Here is an 18,266-nt window from a genome sequence, read left to right on the forward strand (position 1 = left end):
CCAGGAAACCGTGATGGCCTGACAACCCCCGCGGGCCCCCGGCTCGTCTGAAGGGCGAGCCGTGTGACGTACGGGGTGAGGCGCCGGGATTCCGGGCCGCGGGACGGCTCCTGTCCGATGGCCGGAGTGAGGGGGTTGCAACTGCTGCCGGATCAGTGAGTTCTGGGACGTATGAGTGTGTGGGAGTGGGTCCGGGCCGTGCGGTGGGTCCTCGTTCCGCTCGGATGGGGGGTGGATGTCGTGGGGCTGGTCGGGTGACTTCTGCTTCGGTGGTTCGTTGTCCTGTTCGACAGGGGAAGTCCGGTGCCGGGGCTGTGGAGGGGGTGGGGTGGGTGGCGGAGCTTCGGGCGCTGGCCGCGCCGTTCGTCGTGCCCGGACCTGCGGGCGTCGCCGTGCGTACCCGGCTGCGGCTGTCGGCGGTCGAGGAGCGGGTGCTGGCTGAGGTGGGTGGCTGGCTGGGGTCGTTGGCGTCGGGTGATCTGGCGGTCCGATGCCGTGACGGCCTGGACCACGACGCGGAACGCTGGGCGGCACGCAAGCGGGCATTAACCGGCCGGTCGTCGTCGCGGTGGGCCGGGAGCATCACCAAAGCCACCCATGACCAGTGGGCGCTGGCGCGCCGGGCTCTGGCCGCACACATCCGTGGCCTGGAGGCGGGGATCGCGACGGTCCGCCACCGCCTGTCCCTGCCGGTCGGCGAGAAGGGCACCCGGCGTGCCCCGGGTGGCTACCGCTCCCGGCGGGAATGGCACGCCAAGACCCGCCGCCTGACAGTGCTGGAGGCGCGGCACGCGCGGGCGGTCGCGGACTGGCGTGCGGGCCGGGTCCGGGTCGTGCGAGGCGGTAAACGTCTGGCGCACACCCGCCACCACCTTCCGGAGGCGCGGCTGACGGAGGTGGAGTGGCGGCGTCGGTGGGTTGCGGCGCGGCTGTTCCTGTCGGCGGACGGGGAGTCGGGCAAGCGGTACGGCAACGAGACCATCCGCATCACCCCCGAAGGACAGCTCTCCCTCAAACTCCCCGCACCCCTGGCCCACCTCGCGAACGCCCCGCACGGCCGGTTCGTCCTTGAGCGGCCGGTTGTGTTTGCGCACCGGGGTGGGGAGTGGGCGGACCGGATCGCCGGAAACCGGGCCGTCGCCTACACCCTGCACCACGACACCGACCGCGACCGCTGGTACGTCACCGCCGCCTGGCAGCGCAAAGCCGCACCGCTCCTGCCCCTGGACGCTGCGCTCACGGCCGGATGTGCCGGGGTGGACATGAACGACGACCACCTCGCCGCCTGGCACCTCGACCCCCACGGCAACCCCGTGGGCGAACCCCACCGCTTCCCCTACGACCTGACCGGCACCGCCCAACACCGGGACGCACAGATCCGCCACGCCCTCACCCGCCTCCTGCACTTCGCCCGCCAATGCGGGGTGAAGGCGATCGCGGTCGAGGACCTGGACTTCGACGGTGAGAAGACCCGCGAGAAACACGGCCGCAGGAAACGCTTCCGCCGGCTGGTCTCCCGCTTTCCGACCGCGAGGCTCCGGGCCCGGCTGGTGTCCATGGCCGCCGAACACGACCTCACGATCGTCGCGGTCGACCCCGCCTACACCTCCCGGTGGGGTGCCCAGCACTGGCAGAAACCCCTCACCACCCCACGACGCACCACCACCCGGCACGATGCCGCGAGCATCGCGATCGGACGACGCGCCCAAGGACATCCGGTCCGGCGACGGACGGCACCGCCCCGTGCACACCAGAGCGATGTGCACGGGCATCGGACCGCCCAGGCCCCACCGGACATCCTTGGGCGTGAGGAACCCCGCCCCCGTATACCCGGACCACGGACACGATCCGCGCCGCCCGGACACGGAGCGAACGCGGGCAACCAGAACGCCCAACACCGTTCGGGACGTTCGGCTGAACACGAGTACTGGCAACAGGACTCACTCCCACTCAGTCTCTAGGAACGGTTCAGGTGGAATTGCGCGCAGGACGCAGACGTACGGCCGTGGTGGCGGGGGGCCTCCGCGGCCCTTCTGCTGGGCGGTGTTCCGGGCGGGGCGGCCCAGGCCACACCGGCCGGTGAGGTGGCGGACGGGCGTTCCGGGGCGGTGGCTCCGGGCGCGGGCGTCGCCGGGGCCAAGCCGGCGAAGACGGTGCGAACGATGACGCTGATCACCGGCGGCCGCGTCCTTCTGGACGGCGCCGGCCAAGTGGCCGGGGTGCAGCGGGCGAAGGGCCGCGAGCGGATACCGTTCTCGGTCCGCACCGTCGACGGGCACACCCGGGTGGTGCCCGGTGACGCCCAACTGCTCCTCGCACACGGCAAGCTGGACGCCCGGCTGTTCGACGTGACCCAGCTGGTGGCGGACGGCTACGACGACGCCGGCCGTTCCGACCTACCGCTGATCGTCACGTTCCGGGGCGAGAAGGCGCCCTCGATGAGCCCGTTCACCGGGGCCGGGGCGAGGATGGGGCGCCCGCTTCCCGTCGTCAACGGCAAGGCGATGCGCCCCGTGAAGAAGCGTGGCGCCGCCTTCTGGAACGCGGTGACCGACGCCAACACCAACACCCACACCGGGTTCACCGCCTCGACGGCGGTGGAGAAGGTGTGGCTGGACGGCAGGCGCCGGGCCGCCCTCGACAAGAGCGTGCCGCAGATCGGCGCGCCCGCGGCCTGGGCAGCCGGCTACGACGGCACCGGCGTCAGAATCGCCGTACTGGACACGGGTATCGACACGACCCACCCCGATCTGGCGGACCGGGTGATCGCGGAGAAGGACTTCTCCGGTTCCTCCGGTACCGGCGACAAGCAGGGCCACGGCACCCATGTGGCGTCCACCGCGGCCGGTACGGGCGCCAGGTCCGGGGGCGCGTACAAGGGCGTCGCCCCGGGTGCCCGACTCCTGAACGGCAAGGTCCTCGACGACAGCGGCTTCGGCTCGGACTCCGGCGCCATCGCGGGCATGGAGTGGGCGGTCGCCCAGAAGGCCGACATCGTCAACCTCAGCCTCGGCGGAACGGACTCCCCCGGTATCGACCCGATGGAGGAGACCGTCAACCGGCTCTCCGCCGAGACGGACACCCTCTTCGTCGTTGCGGCGGGCAACGAGGGCGAGTCGGGCGAGGGGACCGTCGGCTCGCCCGGCAGCGCCGACGCCGCGCTCACCGTCGGCGCGGTCGACGCGGACGACCGGCTCGCGGACTCCTCCGGCCGGGGCCCGAGTCACGGTGACGGCGGCGTCAAGCCCGACCTGACCGCGCCCGGCGTCGGGATCACGGCCGCCGCGGCCGCCGGCGGCGTCCTGGAGGAGCTGTTCCCCTCCGACGTACCCGGCTACCTCACCATCGACGGCACCTCCATGGCGACCCCGCATGTGGCGGGCGCCGCCGCGATCCTCGCCCAGCGGCACCCCGACTGGAGCGGCGAGCGCATCAAGGCGGTCCTCACCGGTTCCGCGAGGCCGGGCCCGTACAGCTCCTTCCAGCAGGGCACGGGCCGCACCGACGTCGTCCGGGCGCTGGAGCAGAGCGTCGTCACCGAGCAGGGGCCGATCGGCTTCGGCCGGCAGCAGTGGCCGCACGGCGACGACAAACCGGTGACCCAGCCGCTCACCTACCGCAACCTCGGTACCGAGCCGGTCACCCTGGAGCTGTCCGTCGACGCCTTCGCGGTGGACGGCAAGCCCGCCGCCGAGGGCATGTTCACGGTGTCACCGCAGCGGCTCACCGTCCCGGCGGGCGGCGAGGCGAACGCCTCCGTCACGGCGGACACCCGCGCCGGCAGCGCCGACGGCACCTTCGGCGGCTCGGTGGCCGCCGCCTCGGCCGACGGCAGGATCCAGGTGCGCACCGCCGTCGGCGTGGAGCGCGAGGCCGAGTCGTACGAGCTGACGCTGAAGCACATCGACGAGAACGGCGAGCCGACCGGCGACGCCCTCACCTCCGTCGCGGGCTTCGACACCGACTTCTACGCCGACCACGCCCCCGGGCAGGACGGCGCACTCACGGTGCGGCTGCCCAAGGGCGACTACACCCTCAACAGCGCGATCCACCCCCTGCTCACCTCGCCCACCCACGCCATGCTGGCGCAGCCGAGGCTGCGGCTCGACAAGGACACCACCGTCACCGTCGACGCCCGGCAGGCACAGCCGGTGGAGATCACCCTGCCCGACCCGGCGGCCGAGAACAACGACGCCTCGGTCGTGATCGGCTTCGAACGCGGCGAGGGGCTGCGCCGCGCCGGCCTCCAGTACCTTCTGCCGAGCTACGAGGGTGCGCGGTTCGGGCAGCTCGGCTCCGGGGAACCCGTGGACGGGCTCTCCACCCAGTATTCCGGCGGCTGGACCCGCCAGGACGACGAGGGCAGGCCGGTCAACTACCGCCTGGCCTGGGAACGGGGCAGCCGGCTGGGCGGCTTCACCGCCCGGGTCGAGCGGAAGCAGCTCGCCAAGGTCGACTTCCAGGCGGGCGTGCCCGTCGAGGGCCGGCGCGTCCAGGTCGAGCTGTCCCCCCACACGCCCGACGGCGGTCTGGTGCGCACCTTCGTCGACCTGAGGGGGAAGCTGCCGCTGCGGACCACCGACTACATCCTCGACAACGGCGTCGAGTGGTCGTACCGCATGTGGCAGCTCTCGGGCGAAGGGGACGAGACGGTCTTCGAGAACTTCCTCATGAGGATGCCCAGGACCTGGGAGGCGGGCCGCGACTACCGCGAGCTGTTCAACGTCGGCGTCTTCGGCCCCGCTCTCGGCGGGCCGGGGGACGGCGGACCGGAGCGGGGATACCCCGGTGCCACCCGGAGCGGAAACGTCATCAGGGCCTATCTGCCGCTGTACGGCGACGGCGCCGGGCACTGGGGCACCAGCGGCCAGACCTCGGCGCGGTCCTCGCTGGAGGCGGCGGCAAGGAGATCCCCGACGACCACGGCGTCCCCCCGACCGACGGTGTCACCGAGTACACCGTTCCCGCCGGGGAGAGCGCGTACCGGCTCACCGTGGACAGCTCCCGTGACCGGGCGGTGCACCCGCTCAGCACCCGTGTCCGCGCGGAGTGGACCTTCCGCTCCGGCGAGACCTCCGGGGACGAACCGGCCCGGCTGCCGCTGTCGGTGATCCGCTTCTCGCCCGAACTGACCCTGGCCGGCACGGCGAAGGCGGGCGAGCGGTTCGAGGTGCCCTTCAGCGTCGAGGGCGCGGCCGCCGGAACACGGCCCGCGAAGCTCGCCTTCGAGGTGTCGTACGACGAGGGCGCCACCTGGCAGCCCGCCGAGGCGGTTGGCGGCACGCACCTGTCGCTGCGGCATCCGGCCGGGGCGGGCTCCGTCTCACTGCGGGCCGAGCTGACCGACCGCGACGGCAACACTCTGGCGCAGACGATCGAACGCGCCTACACCACCACCCGGTGACCCCCCGCGCCCGGGTCGGCATCGACGCCGCCCCGGGCGTGGCTCCGGCGAAGTGACGTGCCGTCCGCGCGGAAGGGGGCACTAGCGTGCCCGGCATGACCACCCCCGGCACCACACCCGTAGCCCGGCCCCCGGGGCCCGAGACGTGACCCCGCTCGTCGTGGCCGCGGTCCTGGTCGCCGCGCTGACGCACGCCACGTGGAACGCGATCGCGCACACGATCAAGGACCAGCTCGTCGCCTTCACTCTGATCTGCGGGGGCTCGGCGGTCCTCAGCGCGGTCGTCGCCTGCTTCGTCCCTCTGCCGGACGCGGCGGCGTGGCCGTATCTGATCGTCTCCGCACTGCTCCACGTCGGCTACATGGCCCTGCTCATGCGCTCGTTCACGCTCGGGGACTTCGGCCAGATGTACCCGATCGCGCGCGGCACGGCCCCGCTGGCGGTGACGGTCGCGGCCGTCGTCCTCGTCGGCGAGACGATGGACGCGTGGCAGACGGCGGGCGTCGCGGTCGCCTCGGCGGGGCTGACGGGGGTGGCGCTGTGGGGCATACGGGGCCCTCGTACGGCGCGCCAGTGGCCGGCGCTGCTGGCCGCGCTGGCGACGGACCTGTCGATCGCCGCGTACACGGTCGTGGACGGGGTGGGCGTACGCAGCGCGGGCTCACCGATAGGCTACATCGCCTGGCTGCTGATCCTCCAAGGCCTCCTGATCCCGGCCTACGCGCTCTGCGCCCGCCGGGGCCGCCTCCTCCCTCAACTCCGCCCGCACGCCCGCCTGGGCCTGCTCGGCGCGGCCCTCTCGATGCTCGCGTACAGCCTGGTCCTCTGGGCCCAGACCCGCGCGCCGCTGGGCCCGGTCTCAGCGCTGCGGGAGTCCTCGATCATCGTGGGCGCGGTCATCGGAACGGTGTTCTTCAAGGAGCGCTTCGGGGCGCCGAGAATCGTGGCGGCGGCGCTGATGGTGGCCGGCATCGGCCTGATGCTGCACGCGGGCTGACGCAATCGGCGCAGGGCACTCAAGATCGCCGGCGCAGCGAACGATTACACAACCTCATGATTGGTTACTGGGAGAGCCCATTGGGTTCGGCGGGTCGTGGTGGGGGTGGCAGCGGGTGAGGAAGTCCTGGAGCTCCCGGTGGCGGAACTGGTAGGCGATCCCGGCGGTGCGCGTCAGACCTACATGGCAGCACCAGTCGAGGAAACGTCCGAGGCGCCAGGGCAGTGGCTGGTCGGACCACCAGGGGCGGGTGCAGAGGAGGAAGGCCATGTAGCGGACACCTGCGGCGCCGAGGGCGGGGCCCGCGCCGGTCCTCAACAGGGGGCCGAACGCACGCCAGGGCCTGAACAGCGAGTCGAGCGTGCTCCGGTAACCCTCTCTGAACAGGCGGTGGTAGAGGAGTGCGAGCACGCGCCCGCCGCCGAGACCGAACAGGAGCATGTAGATGGGTACTGCCCCGGGCGCGAGCGCGGGGCCCAGGGCGAACCAATAGAAAGGGACGAACAGAAGCCCGACCACGAGGCCGATCGCGAACCCGGTCACCAGGTCGTCCCGCACCATGCCGCGCGGCGACGCGTTCCCGTATGACCTGCGAACTTCGGGTACGTCCGAGAGCACGCCCGCCAGCCCGAATCCGACCATCGCTCCGCCAACGAGCCCTACTACCAATCCGTATGCGATCCCGATCGCCGGCCCGACAACATTCCCCATGTCGACCACGACTGCGAACACCCCCCAGAGAACCCCGCCCACCAGCCCGTTCACGAACTGGCGTCTTCCAGCAGGGGTTCTGGATACTCGTTCCAGCCGAGACGGTACGGGCCAGGGAGGGATTCCTATGAGAAGACTGGCCACCACCATGAGTGCCACATTCGTTGCATACACATTCCAGGAGTCGAGCAGGGCGGCAGGCAGGTCAGCGGTCGCCCACACCGCGATGACCAGGAGGACGTGGACGGTGCGGGCCCGGCGGCGGCCGGTGAGCGGCCACAGTTCGTGGAGTACGAGATCGGTGCCCGACAAACGCCGTCCGGCCACTTCGCCGGCGCTGATGGTGTTGTTGGCATGCAGGTAGCGGGCGAGGACTGTCAGCCAGGTGCGAACCTGCAGCTGGGTGTAGGGCCCTGTCGTGCCGTCCGCCGAGGAAGCGGCGGAGATGAACAGATTCAGCAGATGATCCCGGATCTGCTCGGGGGTTTGCAGGGTGGCCGCGAGGAGGTCTGCGGGATCACGGACCCACCTACCGTTGTCGAGGCGACGTTCGTCGTAGACGGCGAGAGCTATGGTCAGCCGCCAGGGTGTGGACAGGCCCAGAGCCAGTGGACCGGTCGGGGCGGCCCGGAGGACGTTCAGGACGGGGTCCCAGCGGGCCGGGTTGCAGGCGCGGGCGGTGATGAACGCCATGGTCCCGGCCAGGCTGACGGGGTCAATGTCGATACGGGCGGCGTCCTGCGCCCACAGCCCCTCAGCTTCGAGCTGCGCGTAGCGGGTACTGCGGCAGGTGAGGACAAGCCGGCCCTTGGCGGTGCCGTCTCCGTCTCCGTAGGTGTTCATGGCCGCCAAAGCAGCTGCAGCGCGAGAGCCGTACTCGGGAGTCCCATCGACATCCATTTCGTCGAGCCCGTCAAGCACGGGGATGACCAGTCGGCCGGTGACGAGGGCGACTGCCTCGGTGGGGTGCAGGCGGTAGGTACGGGTGAGATGCTCGGCGAGCCAGTCCTCCAGCGTGTTCCGGCTGGGGTCGAAGGTGGATAACGAGAGGCGTACAGGAACGGGGTCACCCGGCTCCCGGGCGGCGAGGAGGCGCAGCATGAGATGGAGGGCGAGTACGGTCTTGCCGGCTCCGGGCGCGCCGGTGATGACGAGGCGGCCGGGCTGAAGATCACGGTAGTAGGCAGCGGCCTCCTCCAATGTGCCCTGGAGTTCTGCGCCTGTGGCGTGGTGGGCGGGGGAGGGCAGGAGGGTGAACTCGACGTCGATGGTGCGGTCGCTGCCGCCGAGGAGGCTCTGGCGGGCTTCTCTTTCGCGCTTCCTGATGTGGTCGGCGAGCAGCTTGGTGAGTCCGGCGGTGTCGATGTCCTGCGGGAGGTGGGGGCGGTTCGCCTGGTGCATGCCCACCATCGTGAGCATCAGGCCGAACAGCCCGACCGCCAACCCGCCTGGGTCCACCTCCCCGGTTCCCGCCCGAACAGCTAGGGCGCCCGCCACCCCCACGGCCGCCACCGCCAGCGCCGGCCATGTCCACCACGGCTGACGTGCCGTCCTCATGTGCCCACCCTCACCGTTGTCCTCGTTGAAACCGAACGCCGTAACGGTGTCCAAGGGGCCGTTGTCACCAACACCCCGACCTTCTCGGGGCGCCCGGCCCCGAGAAGGTCCGCCGGTTCGGGGATTTCAGGGTTCGCCCTGGTCACCCGCTGCGTCGGCGGAATCGAAAAGCGGCGGCCGCGACAAGGGTGCCCAAGGCGGCAGTTCCCGTAGCCAGCGGGATCAGACTCGTGACGCCCTGGCTGCCCGTCGTAGCCAGACTGCCGGAGGGGCCGGCAGTCGTAGCCGGGCTGCCGGCTGAGCCGGCCGAGTCCTCCGTGGGCGCCCCCGCCCGCACGCCTTCGCTCGGGCTCTGCGACCCAGTGGTGCCGGAGGTGGCCGTATCAGGCGCCTTGGAGGGGGACGGCTTGGTCGTCGTTCTTGTTTCAGTGATGTCGAACGATGCCACGGTGTTGTTCTGCCCACCGTCCAGCTTGCATGGCACTTCGACTGTGAGGTTGACGGCGCCACCCACGGAGACGTTCGCGATCAGGTCACCGACGGTGATATTCGCCGGGCCCGGTCGGCTGAAGGTGAGCTTCGGCGCGTCGCCGGTCGCCTTGATCACGAACGGTCCGGACGCCGGGACGTCGGTCCTGGCCACATGGAACGGCACTGTGCGGTGAGTGTCGCCCTCCGGCGCCGACACGCGGACCTTCGCTTTCACGGTGCCCTTGATGGTCTTGACACCGAAGTTGCGCAGCTCCCTCGCGTCAGCCGCGGTCACCGGAACCTCCACACGGATGACGAATTTCGGGGTGGGCGTGCCGACCACAGCCAACTTCGGGACATTCGGGATGAAATTCACCGTGCCCGACCAGTGGATCACCGAAGCCGAGCATGTGTACCGCAGTTTGCGCGATACCGAGTCCGCGGCTGCGGGACCGGCTCCGAAAACTCCGATGCTTGCGCCCGTAACCCCTAAGGCCATCGTCAGCCCCAGAGCCCTTCGGGCCACTCGACCGCTGGGGGCGGCACGGGATGTCCTGTGCCGCTCACGCAGGTTCTGAATCAGGTTGTCGCTCGCCATGATGATCCTCAGTCAGGTTCTTGGGTCTCTGGACAAGGCCCATGCGCCCCCCAGAGGGACGGTCGTGGGTCCGCTCCGGCTCTCAGCCGTGCTGGGGACCAGAACCCGCCTTGCCTGGCGCTCGGCGGATCCGGCCTCCGACCTTAGGACTGGATGGCGCACCGAAAATTGTGCCTGCGCGTACAGAAGTTCTCACAGCATGCAACGCTTGATGCCGTGAGCGCGGGAACCGACTCTGGATATACCCGGCGAAAAAGCTGCGGCGAAGGGAGACTTCGATGGCCTTGGGAACTTACGTTGTGGATTCGTTGACAACCGGGGACATGACGTGGCGTGAGCGCACCGACTTCTGGAGCGAGCATGTGACGTCGTATCAAGGCCGGATGGACTACGGGTACCCGCCCACCGACGACTTTCGTGCGGGAATCATCTGCCAGCGCACTGACATCTATCAGCTCTCCATGTTCTGGTCGGACACGATCAAGTACGCCCGGACCGCGAGCCAGGTGCGGCACGACCCGGGCGAGGACTACCGCTTTCTGCTACCGGTCGCCGGGGAACTGGTGCTGCGGCAAGGGGACCAGGAGGTGCGGCTGACGCCAGGGGCCGGGTGCTTTCTCACGTTCGCCGCACCGTTCGAGATGCTGCAGGACGCCTCCTTGCGGGCGCTCATCATGTCGATCCCCGCCCGGGAGGTGAACACTCGATTGAACCGGTCGTCACCGCTCACCGCAGGCCTGGATCTGACCTCCGGTCTGGGCCGGGTGGTGGGCGACATGCTGACCGGTCTGCACGAGGAGCGCGACACCCTCACCGGCGGCCGGTTCGACGCGGTGTCGGACCGTCTGGTCGAGCTGCTGTGCATGCTCGCCGCAGGCGATGACCGCCCCACCGCCCCGGGCCATCTGGACGAAGTGGAGGCTGTGGTCCGCCGGTACATCCGCGAACACGCGGCCGACCCTGACATGACCGGCACCACCATGGCGCAGGCGCTGGGCTGGTCGCTCCGCCAGGTGCAACTGGCCCTGCATCATGCGGGGACGACCCCCCGCGAGCTGATCGGCGAGGAGCGGCTGCGGTTGGTACGGGACCGGCTGCGGGCACCCGTGTACCGGCATATGACGATCACCGAGCTGGCGTACGCGTCGGGCTTCTCCTCCGCGAGCGCGCTCAGCACGGCATTCCGGCGGCGCTTCGGGATATCCCCCCGCGAGATGCGGCACGCAGGCCCCCAGCCCATGTGACCCGCCGGCCATCCGCAGTGCCGTCGAGGAGCGCAGCCGGTCACGCAGGGCCCGGAGGAGGGTCCCCCGGGGGCCGACGAAGCAGACTGGCGCCGCAGGTGGAAGGCGGCGGCCCGCACCGCCGCGTGCTCCTCCCCGCGCGGCGGGTAGGGCTGCCCGGTCAGGTCCGCGACTTCCGGCCAAAGGCGGCGGTCCACCCACTCCCGGCCCGTCTCCAGCCCGGCGAGGTAATCGCACTCCAGACCGGTGCGGGAAGCAAGGTCGTCCCGCGTCAATTCCCGGTGGCGGCGCCAGGCAGCCAGGCGGGCCCCGATCGGGCCGCCACGGCCGCTCTACCGAACCCGGGGCGGTTCATGGCGATGCGCTTGCCTTACTTCAGAAGTAATCGTCTCGGCGCGCCCGCGCGGGCAGGATTGATGATCTCTCCGCGTCGGAGGACGCGGATCAGGACGGAGAGGTCAGTTATGTCCATAGCCGCACCAACGAACACACGCACTGTAGTTGAGGAGTTGCTGCGCAGAATCGGCGAGGGCGACCCCGAGCGCATCGCCGAGCTGTATGCCGAGCAGGGCGATTGGAAGCTCGACTGGCCGGAGGCCGAGCACGGCCGTACTGCCACGCCGTGGATCCGTCACCGCTCCACCCGGGCCGACGCGGCTGCCCACTATCGCGAGCTTGCCGAATACCACGTGCCAGAGTATGTGGCCACTGAGGTCGAGCACATCCTCATCGACGGTATCGACGCGGTCGTGCTCGGCGAGATCCGTCAGACCGCCCGGCCCACCGGACGTGCGTATCACGCTCGGTTCGCTCTGCATCTAACTGTCGAAGACGGCCTTGTCACCCGGCACCATGTCTACGAAGACAGCCTGGCTGTCGCCCAGGCATTCGAGGCGGAGAATTGGTGAAGCGCCGCTGGGGCGGGGCAGGACACTCCGAACGCAGCGCCAGCAAGCGCCGACGCCCATCACACACCGCGCAGGGCCTCTGACCTGCGAGATTCAATACTGCATGAACGCGGCTTCACATCGATCCTGGTGGGCGCGGTCATCGGAACGGTGTTCTTCCAGGAACGCTTCGGGGCGCCGAGAATCGTGGCGGCGGCGCTGATGGTGGCCGGCATCGGGCTGATGCTGCACGCGGGCTGACGCGAACGCGGCCCAGACGGCGGGGGTGACATGGAGTACGGGGCCGGCGGGGTCCTTGGAGTCGCGGACGGCGACGACGGTCGGGACGTTGAGGGCGACTTCTATGCACTCCTGCCCGGCATTTCCACCGCTGTAGCTGGACTTGACGAACTCGAAGGGCTGCACGGGGCGCTACGGCTCCTCCCGGACGACGTCTGCCTGGAAGGCATCCCAGGCCATCGAGGTGATGCGGAGAACCGGTCCGGTGCGGCGCTTGGAGTCGCGTACGGCGACAGTGCCGGATACGTTCCGGGCAATCTCGACACACTCGCCACTCGGGTTGCTGTAACTGGACTTCGTGAACCTGAAGCCGGACACACTCACTCGTTCATTCCCTTGCCGATGTCTTGGATGAGGCGCACGGAGTCGTAGGGCGACAGGCTGATCGCGCAGAGGTGCCTGAACAGGTTCCCGTATGCCGCACTGTCCTCCACGCCTTCGACCCAGTCCGTGGAGTGGAGACCGTCCATGTGCACCACGTCCATCGCGCCTTCTTCCGCGAAGGACAGCATGTTGAAGGGCCCTCCCATGCCAGGGTATCCACCTGTCCGGAAGGGCAGCACTTGAATACGGACATGAGGCAGTTCGGCCAGCTCACACAAGCGCGCGAGCTGGCGTGCCATCACCTGCGGCCCACCCATGAGCTGGCGGAGCGCCGCTTCCCAGATCACCGCGTGTACGTGAAGGGGACGTTCACCATGCAGACGCGCCTGACGTCTCCGCCGGACATCGACAACTTCCTCGATTCGGTCCATGTCATCGACCGAGATCCCGGCCACCACCGAGGCACGGATGTACTCGGGAGTCTGGAACAACCCTGGGATGAGGGACAGTTGCCAGAGGCGCACGCGGAGCGCCGCATCCTCCATGGCGATGTACTCGCGAAGATTTCCGCCCGCACAACTGACCCACCAGCCCTTCGTCCGGCGGCGCTCGCGATCGAGCTTGGCCAGCCCCAGCAGGCCGGTGACGACCTCGTTGTCCTCAACCCCGTACAGCTTGCACAACGCGATGATGTCCGGATCCCGGAAGGGCACCCAGCCCCGCTCCATCTTCGCGACCTTGGCCGTGTGAGCGCTGAGCACTTCGGCCGCTTCCGACTGGTTGAGGCCGACGGCCTCTCTGAAGGCGAGTAACTGGCCGCCCAACTGGCGTGCCAGGACCGTCGATACCCGATTTCCCGCCTTCACGTGCCGGTTCGCCATCACGCATCCCCTCCTCGCGTCAGCACAGTCTGCAACAGTCGCGCGACGCTCAGCAATCACACTTCCGGGGAGAATTCGTCCCGTGCAGTTGTCCGGCCACCAATCCGGCCGCTACGTTCAGTACGCAACCGCTCGCACTGCGGAGCCACTTGGTGGAAGTGCACCGCCCTGCCCTGCGCCGGAACCGGCATGCAGGGGGACGGCATCGCCACCGCCACGCGCACCCCGTACGGGCAGATCCCGACCGCACACGGAGGTGCGCGTTCATGACCGCAGCCCAGGAAGTACCGCTTCCCGAGCCGGAGTTCGGGCCGGAGTTCGGGGCCGTCCTTCAGAGGGACTCGCTCGACCACACCCCCGTCGCCGGCAGTGTGAGCATGGCCCGGCACCGTGCGGGCCGCCTGCTCACCGAGTGGGGGCGGCCGGAGCTGGCCTGGTCGGCGGCGCTGCTCGTGAGCGAACTCGGTACCAACGCCCTGCTGCACGGCTGTCTGCGCGACCGGTTGTTCCGGGTACGGCTGGCGCTCAGTGCCACGATGCTCCGTATCGAGGTCAGCGACCCGCGCAGCGAACGGATGCCGAGGACGCGGGTCGCCGTCGACGAGGAGTGCTTCGGGCGGGGGCTGCTCATCGTGGAGCAGGTCGCGGACCGCTGGGGCGTCACGCCCCGCACCGTCGGCAAGACCGTGTGGTGCGAACTGTGGACGTGGTGAACGACCGCGCCTTGGTTCCCCGACGCCGGAACCTGTCAGGATCCCCGCATGGAGATCCGTCGCATCGCGCAGGCCGAGGCGGTCCACGCCGCCGGACACCTCTTCGACACCCCACCGGTCCCGGAGGCGACCGAACGGTTCCTGGCCGATGAGCGCCATCACCTCCTGATCGCCTACGTGGACGGCGCCCCGGCGGGGATGGTCACCGGGGTGGAGATGACCCATCCGGACAAGGGGACCGAGATGTTCCTGTACGAGCTGGGCGTGGACGAGCCGTTCCGCGGGCGGGGTGTCGGCCGGGCGCTGGTGTCGGCGCTCGCGGATCTGTCGCGGGAGCGGGGCTGCTACGGCCTGTGGACCGCCACGGACGAGGACAACCCGGCGGCGCTGGCGACGTACCGGCGCGCCGGCGGCGTCCCGGAAGCGGGGCAGGTCGCGCTCACCTGGACGTTCGATCTGCCGTAGGGGAACGTGCCGGAACCGCTTCCGAGGCGGCCTGTCCGCCGGCCGCGCGGCACCCGCGGTACGACCGGTGTCAGGACCAGGCGATCTCGCCGTGGCGGTCGACGAAGCGGCCGGTTCCCGCGCCGGGTCCCTCGGTGGCGAGGGTGACGATCGCGTCCGTGCCCTCGGTGACGGTCTGGGGGCCGCTGTGACCGTTGAGGTCGGTCGCCGTGTAGCCGGGGTCGGCGGCGTTGACGCGGATGTCCTTGAGGCCCTTGGCGTACTGCGTGGTCAGCATCGTCAGCGCCGCCTTCGAGGAGGTGTACAGCGGCACGACGACATGCGACTCGGGCCGGCCGGGGTCGTGGGTGAAGGCCAGGGATCCCATGCCGCTGCTGACGTTGACGATCACGGGGTCGTCCGAGCGGCGCAGCAGCGGCAGGAACGCGGTGGTGGTGCGGACGACGCCGATGAGGTTGACGTCGAGGACGGCGAGGGCGTCGGCGGCGGTGAGGTCGCCGGGGTCGCCGACGGGGCCGTGGACACCGGCGTTGTTGATCAGAACGTCGATCCTGCCCTCGCGCCCGGCGACGTCCGCGGCCGCGGCGGCCACGGACGCGTCGTCGGTCACGTCGATGAGGACGTGGCGTGCGCCGAGCGCGTCGGCGGCCTCCTCGCCCTGCTCGCGGTCGCGCGCTCCCAGGATCACGGTGTGGCCGCGCTCGATCAGGCGACGGGCGGTCTCGCGGCCGAGACCCTTGTTGGCTCCGGTGATGAAGGTAATGGTCATACGTTCGATACTGGCCCCGGTCATGGAGGCGGACCAGGGACGCTTCGACGGTAGGAAGACCGGTACCACCGTTCCTAGAGACTGAGTGGGAGTGAGTCCTGTTGCCAGTACTCCTGCTCGTGCTCAGCCGAACGTCCCGAACGGTGTTGGGCGTTCTGGTTGCCCGCGTTCGCTCCGTGTCCGGGCGGCGCGGATCGTGTCCGTGGTCCGGGTATACGGGGGCGGGGTTCCTCACGCCCGGGGACACCCGGTGGGGCCTGGACGGTCCGATGCCCGTAACGATCACTCCGGTCGTTACGGGGCGGTGCCGTCCGTCGCCGGACCGGATGTCCCTGGGCGCGCCGTCCGATCGCGATGCTCGCCGCATCGTGCCGGGTGGTCCTGCGTCGTGGGGTGGTCAGTGGTTTCCGCCAGTGCTGGGCACCCCACCGGGAGGTGTAGGCCGGGTCGACCGCGACGATCGTGAGGTCGTGTTCGGCGGCCATGGACACCAGGCGGGCCCGGAGCCTGCTGGTGGGGAAGCGGGAGACCAGCCGCCGGAAGCGCTTGCGGCGGCCGTGTTTCTCGCGGGTCTTCTCCGCGTCGAAGTCCAGGTCCTCGACCGCGATCGCCTTCACCCCGCACCGGCGGGCCCAGTGCAGGAGGCGGGTGAGCGCGTGGCGGATCTGCGCGTCCCGGTGAGCGGCATTCCCGGCCAGGTCGTAGGAGAAGCGGTGGGGTTCGCCGACGGGGTTGCCGTGGACATCGAGGTGCCAGGTGGCCAGGTGGTCGTCGTTCATGTCCACCCCGACACATCCGGCCGTGAGCGCCGCCCCCAGCGGCAGGAGCGGTACGGGCTTGCGCTGCCAGGCGGCGGTGACGTACCAGCGATTACGGTCGGTGTCGTGGTGCAGGGTGTAGGCGACGGCCCGGTTCCCGGCGATCCGGTCGGCCCACTCCCCACCCCGATACGCGAACACCACCGGCCGCTCAAGGACGAACCGGCCGTGCGGAGCGTTGGCGAGGTGAGCCAGGGGCGCGGGGAGTCTGAGGGAGAGCTGTCCTTCGGGGGTGATACGGATCGTCTCGTTCCCGTACCGCTTGCCCGACTCACCGTCCGCCGACAGGAACAAGCGCGCCGCCACCCACCGACGCCGCCACTCCACCTCCGTCAGCCGCGCCTCCGGGAGATGGTGACGGGCGTTCGCCAGACGCTTACCACCCCGCACCACCCGCACCCGGCCCGCACGCCAGTCCGCCACCGCCCGCGCGTGCCGCGCCTCCAGCACCGTCAGGCGGCGGGACATGGCGTGCCACTCACGCCGGGAGCGGTACCCACCCGGCGCACGCCCGGTGCCCTTCTCACCGACCGGCAGGGACAGGCGGTGACGGACCGCCGCGATCCCCGCCTCCAGACCACGGATATGCGCGGCCAGGCCCCGGCGCGCCAGCCCCCACTGGTCATGGGTGGCTTTGGTGATACTCCCGGCCCACCGCGACGACGACCGTTCCGTCAACGCCCGCTTGCGTACCGCCCAGCGTTCCGCGTCGTGGTCCAGACCGTCACGGCAGCGGACCGCCAGATCACCCGACGCCAACGCCCCCAGCCACCCACCCACCTCACCCAGCACCCGCTCCTCGACACGCGACAACCGCAGCCGGGTACGCACCGCGACACCGGAAGGGCCGGGAACGACGAACGGCGCGGCCAGTACCCGAAGCTCCGCCATCCACCCCACCCCCTCCACAGCCCCGGTCCGGCGTCCGAAACGGCACCGGCAACCCGTGTCGAACAGGACAACGAACCACCGAAGCAGAAGTCACCCAACCAGCCCCATAACATCCCCCCACCCGAGCGGTACGAGGACCCACCACACAACCCGGACCCACTCCCACACACTCATACATCCCAGAACTCACTTATCCGGCAGCAACTCCAACCCCTCGCGCCCGCGCGCACGCGGCGGGATGCGGGAGGATGGAGGCCATGGCGGCGACACCCGGAACCGGACTGGACGCGATGCTCCGCACGTGGCGGGAGCGGTTGCCCCCGTCGGCCGCCGGGCTGCCGGTGGCCCGCGGGCGCCGGGCTGCCGGGCTGCGCCGCGAGGAACTGGCCGACCTGGCCGGGGTGTCGGTGGACTATGTCGTACGCCTCGAACAGGGGCGGGCCACGACGCCCTCCGCGTCGGTGGCGGCGTCCCTGGCGCGCGCCCTGCAGCTGTCCACCGCCGAACGGGACCACCTGTACCGGCTGGCCCGGCTCGTACCGCCGGCGGACGGCACGATCTCCGACCATCTGCCGCCCGGCATGCAGCGCCTGCTCGCCCGCCTCGGGGACGTGGCGGTCGCCGTGTTCGCGGCGGACTGGCAGCTGGTGAGGTGGAACCGCGGCTGGGCCGCCCTGCTGGGCGACCCCGCCGCCGCGCCGCCCCGGCTGCGTAACTTCGCCCGCGACAGGTTCCCGGTGGACGCCGGCCCCGCCCGCCTCGCGCGGTGGCCCGTGACCGAGGCGGACCCCGACGCCACCGACGTCGCGGTCGTCTCCGACCTGCGCCGCGCCACCGGCCGCTTCCCCCGGGACAGCCGCCTGGCCGTGCTGATCCGCGAGCTGAACGCGGGCAGCGAGAGGTTCGCCGCGCTGTGGGCGACCGGAGGGGTGGCCTCCCACCGAGAGGACCACAAGACGATCCACCACCCGTCGGTGGGCCCGATCAGGGTGGACTGTGACGTCCTGACCGACGGCGACTCCGAGCTCAAGATCGTCGTCATGACCGCCGTGCCCGGCAGTGCGGACGAGACCAAGCTCCGGCTCACCGCCGTCGCCGGCCCACCGGTCGCGCCACACACGGCCTAAATCACCAGCACTGGGCCTAGTACTCCAGTGCGGTTTCGTGATCTATCCAGCGGGTTCGTCGGTGGACCGTCGTCGGTAGTGGCTGCGTCGGGCTGTTGCCTGGTGGCGT

15 protein-coding genes and 3 pseudogenes are annotated in these 18,266 nt (G+C 70.3%); 10 read left to right on the forward strand and 8 right to left on the reverse strand.

Going from position 1 to position 18,266, the window contains the following annotated elements:
- The first annotated feature begins 332 nt into the window (after positions 1-332).
- The 4 genes from AB0P17_RS39970 (at position 333) to AB0P17_RS39985 (ending at position 6,401) form a co-directional block, all read left to right on the forward strand.
- Complete coding sequence (locus AB0P17_RS39970; protein ID WP_365819425.1) at positions 333-1,961, forward strand: IS200/IS605 family accessory protein TnpB-related protein; 1,629 nt, start codon at positions 333-335, stop codon at positions 1,959-1,961.
- A gap of 201 nt (positions 1,962-2,162) precedes the next feature.
- Positions 2,163-5,111: a S8 family serine peptidase gene (locus AB0P17_RS39975; protein ID WP_365819427.1), complete on the forward strand. Its 2,949-nt coding sequence runs from the start codon at positions 2,163-2,165 to the stop codon at positions 5,109-5,111.
- Positions 5,108-5,404 carry a hypothetical protein gene (locus AB0P17_RS39980; RefSeq protein ID WP_365819429.1) on the forward strand — a complete coding sequence of 99 codons (297 nt, stop codon included), beginning with the start codon at positions 5,108-5,110 and terminating at the stop codon, positions 5,402-5,404. The genes AB0P17_RS39975 and AB0P17_RS39980 overlap by 4 nt, the downstream gene beginning before the upstream one ends.
- Positions 5,405-5,549: 145 nt before the next feature.
- Complete coding sequence (locus tag AB0P17_RS39985) at positions 5,550-6,401, forward strand: DMT family transporter (RefSeq protein WP_365819431.1); 852 nt, start codon at positions 5,550-5,552, stop codon at positions 6,399-6,401.
- A 54-nt stretch (positions 6,402-6,455) separates the two neighbouring features.
- Here the strand turns inward: AB0P17_RS39985 and AB0P17_RS39990 are convergent, their stop codons facing one another.
- On the reverse strand, positions 6,456-8,669 hold the full coding sequence (locus AB0P17_RS39990) for an NACHT domain-containing protein (RefSeq protein WP_365819433.1): 2,214 nt from the start codon (positions 8,667-8,669) through the stop codon (positions 6,456-6,458).
- A gap of 142 nt (positions 8,670-8,811) precedes the next feature.
- A complete protein-coding gene (locus AB0P17_RS39995) occupies positions 8,812-9,738 on the reverse strand; it encodes a hypothetical protein (RefSeq protein WP_365819435.1) in 927 nt (308 codons plus the stop codon).
- Between the two features lie 323 nt (positions 9,739-10,061).
- Here AB0P17_RS39995 and AB0P17_RS40000 point away from each other — a divergent pair, with 323 nt between their 5' ends.
- Complete coding sequence (locus AB0P17_RS40000) at positions 10,062-10,982, forward strand: AraC family transcriptional regulator (protein ID WP_365819437.1); 921 nt, start codon at positions 10,062-10,064, stop codon at positions 10,980-10,982.
- 209 nt (positions 10,983-11,191) lie between these two features.
- Here AB0P17_RS40000 and AB0P17_RS40005 read toward each other — a convergent pair.
- A pseudogene (locus AB0P17_RS40005) lies at positions 11,192-11,257 on the reverse strand (hypothetical protein); the annotation flags it as partial.
- Between the two features lie 189 nt (positions 11,258-11,446).
- On the opposite strand from AB0P17_RS40005, the gene AB0P17_RS40010 reads away from it, so the two are divergent.
- Entirely contained in the window at positions 11,447-11,890 is a 444-nt protein-coding gene (locus AB0P17_RS40010; protein WP_365819439.1) for a nuclear transport factor 2 family protein, read from the forward strand.
- Between the two features lie 120 nt (positions 11,891-12,010).
- Positions 12,011-12,130 (forward strand): annotated as a pseudogene (locus AB0P17_RS40015) (EamA family transporter); the annotation flags it as partial.
- Here the strand turns inward: AB0P17_RS40015 and AB0P17_RS40020 are convergent.
- The 3 genes and pseudogenes from AB0P17_RS40020 to AB0P17_RS40030 all read right to left on the reverse strand — a co-directional run.
- Positions 12,128-12,295, reverse strand: a pseudogene (locus tag AB0P17_RS40020) (DUF397 domain-containing protein); the annotation flags it as partial. The pseudogenes AB0P17_RS40015 and AB0P17_RS40020 overlap by 3 nt on opposite strands.
- A gap of 6 nt (positions 12,296-12,301) precedes the next feature.
- Positions 12,302-12,487: a DUF397 domain-containing protein gene (locus tag AB0P17_RS40025; RefSeq protein WP_365819455.1), complete on the reverse strand. Its 186-nt coding sequence runs from the start codon at positions 12,485-12,487 to the stop codon at positions 12,302-12,304.
- 2 nt (positions 12,488-12,489) lie between these two features.
- Positions 12,490-13,374, reverse strand: coding sequence for a helix-turn-helix transcriptional regulator (locus tag AB0P17_RS40030; protein WP_365819457.1), 885 nt, complete (start codon positions 13,372-13,374; stop codon positions 12,490-12,492).
- 266 nt (positions 13,375-13,640) lie between these two features.
- Between AB0P17_RS40030 and AB0P17_RS40035 the strand changes: the two genes are divergently transcribed.
- Together AB0P17_RS40035 and AB0P17_RS40040 are read left to right on the forward strand one after the other, a co-directional pair.
- Complete coding sequence (locus AB0P17_RS40035; protein ID WP_365819441.1) at positions 13,641-14,087, forward strand: ATP-binding protein; 447 nt, start codon at positions 13,641-13,643, stop codon at positions 14,085-14,087.
- 48 nt (positions 14,088-14,135) lie between these two features.
- The gene (locus AB0P17_RS40040; protein ID WP_365819443.1) at positions 14,136-14,552 is read left to right on the forward strand and encodes a GNAT family N-acetyltransferase; all 417 of its coding nucleotides are present in this window, start codon (positions 14,136-14,138) and stop codon (positions 14,550-14,552) included.
- A 70-nt stretch (positions 14,553-14,622) separates the two neighbouring features.
- Here the strand turns inward: AB0P17_RS40040 and AB0P17_RS40045 are convergent, their stop codons facing one another.
- Both AB0P17_RS40045 and AB0P17_RS40050 read right to left on the reverse strand, forming a co-directional pair.
- Positions 14,623-15,321, reverse strand: a complete 699-nt coding sequence (locus tag AB0P17_RS40045) for an SDR family NAD(P)-dependent oxidoreductase (RefSeq protein ID WP_365819445.1) — start codon at positions 15,319-15,321, stop codon at positions 14,623-14,625.
- 74 nt (positions 15,322-15,395) lie between these two features.
- Complete coding sequence (locus AB0P17_RS40050; RefSeq protein ID WP_365819447.1) at positions 15,396-17,030, reverse strand: IS200/IS605 family accessory protein TnpB-related protein; 1,635 nt, start codon at positions 17,028-17,030, stop codon at positions 15,396-15,398.
- 257 nt (positions 17,031-17,287) lie between these two features.
- On the opposite strand from AB0P17_RS40050, the gene AB0P17_RS40055 reads away from it, so the two are divergent.
- Positions 17,288-18,157 (forward strand): helix-turn-helix domain-containing protein, encoded by an 870-nt coding sequence (locus tag AB0P17_RS40055; RefSeq protein WP_365819449.1) that lies wholly within the window; start codon positions 17,288-17,290, stop codon positions 18,155-18,157.
- The last annotated feature ends 109 nt before the right edge of the window (positions 18,158-18,266 follow it).

The sequence above is a fragment of the Streptomyces sp. NPDC088124 genome (assembly GCF_040685895.1).
GTDB lineage: Bacteria > Actinomycetota > Actinomycetes > Streptomycetales > Streptomycetaceae > Streptomyces.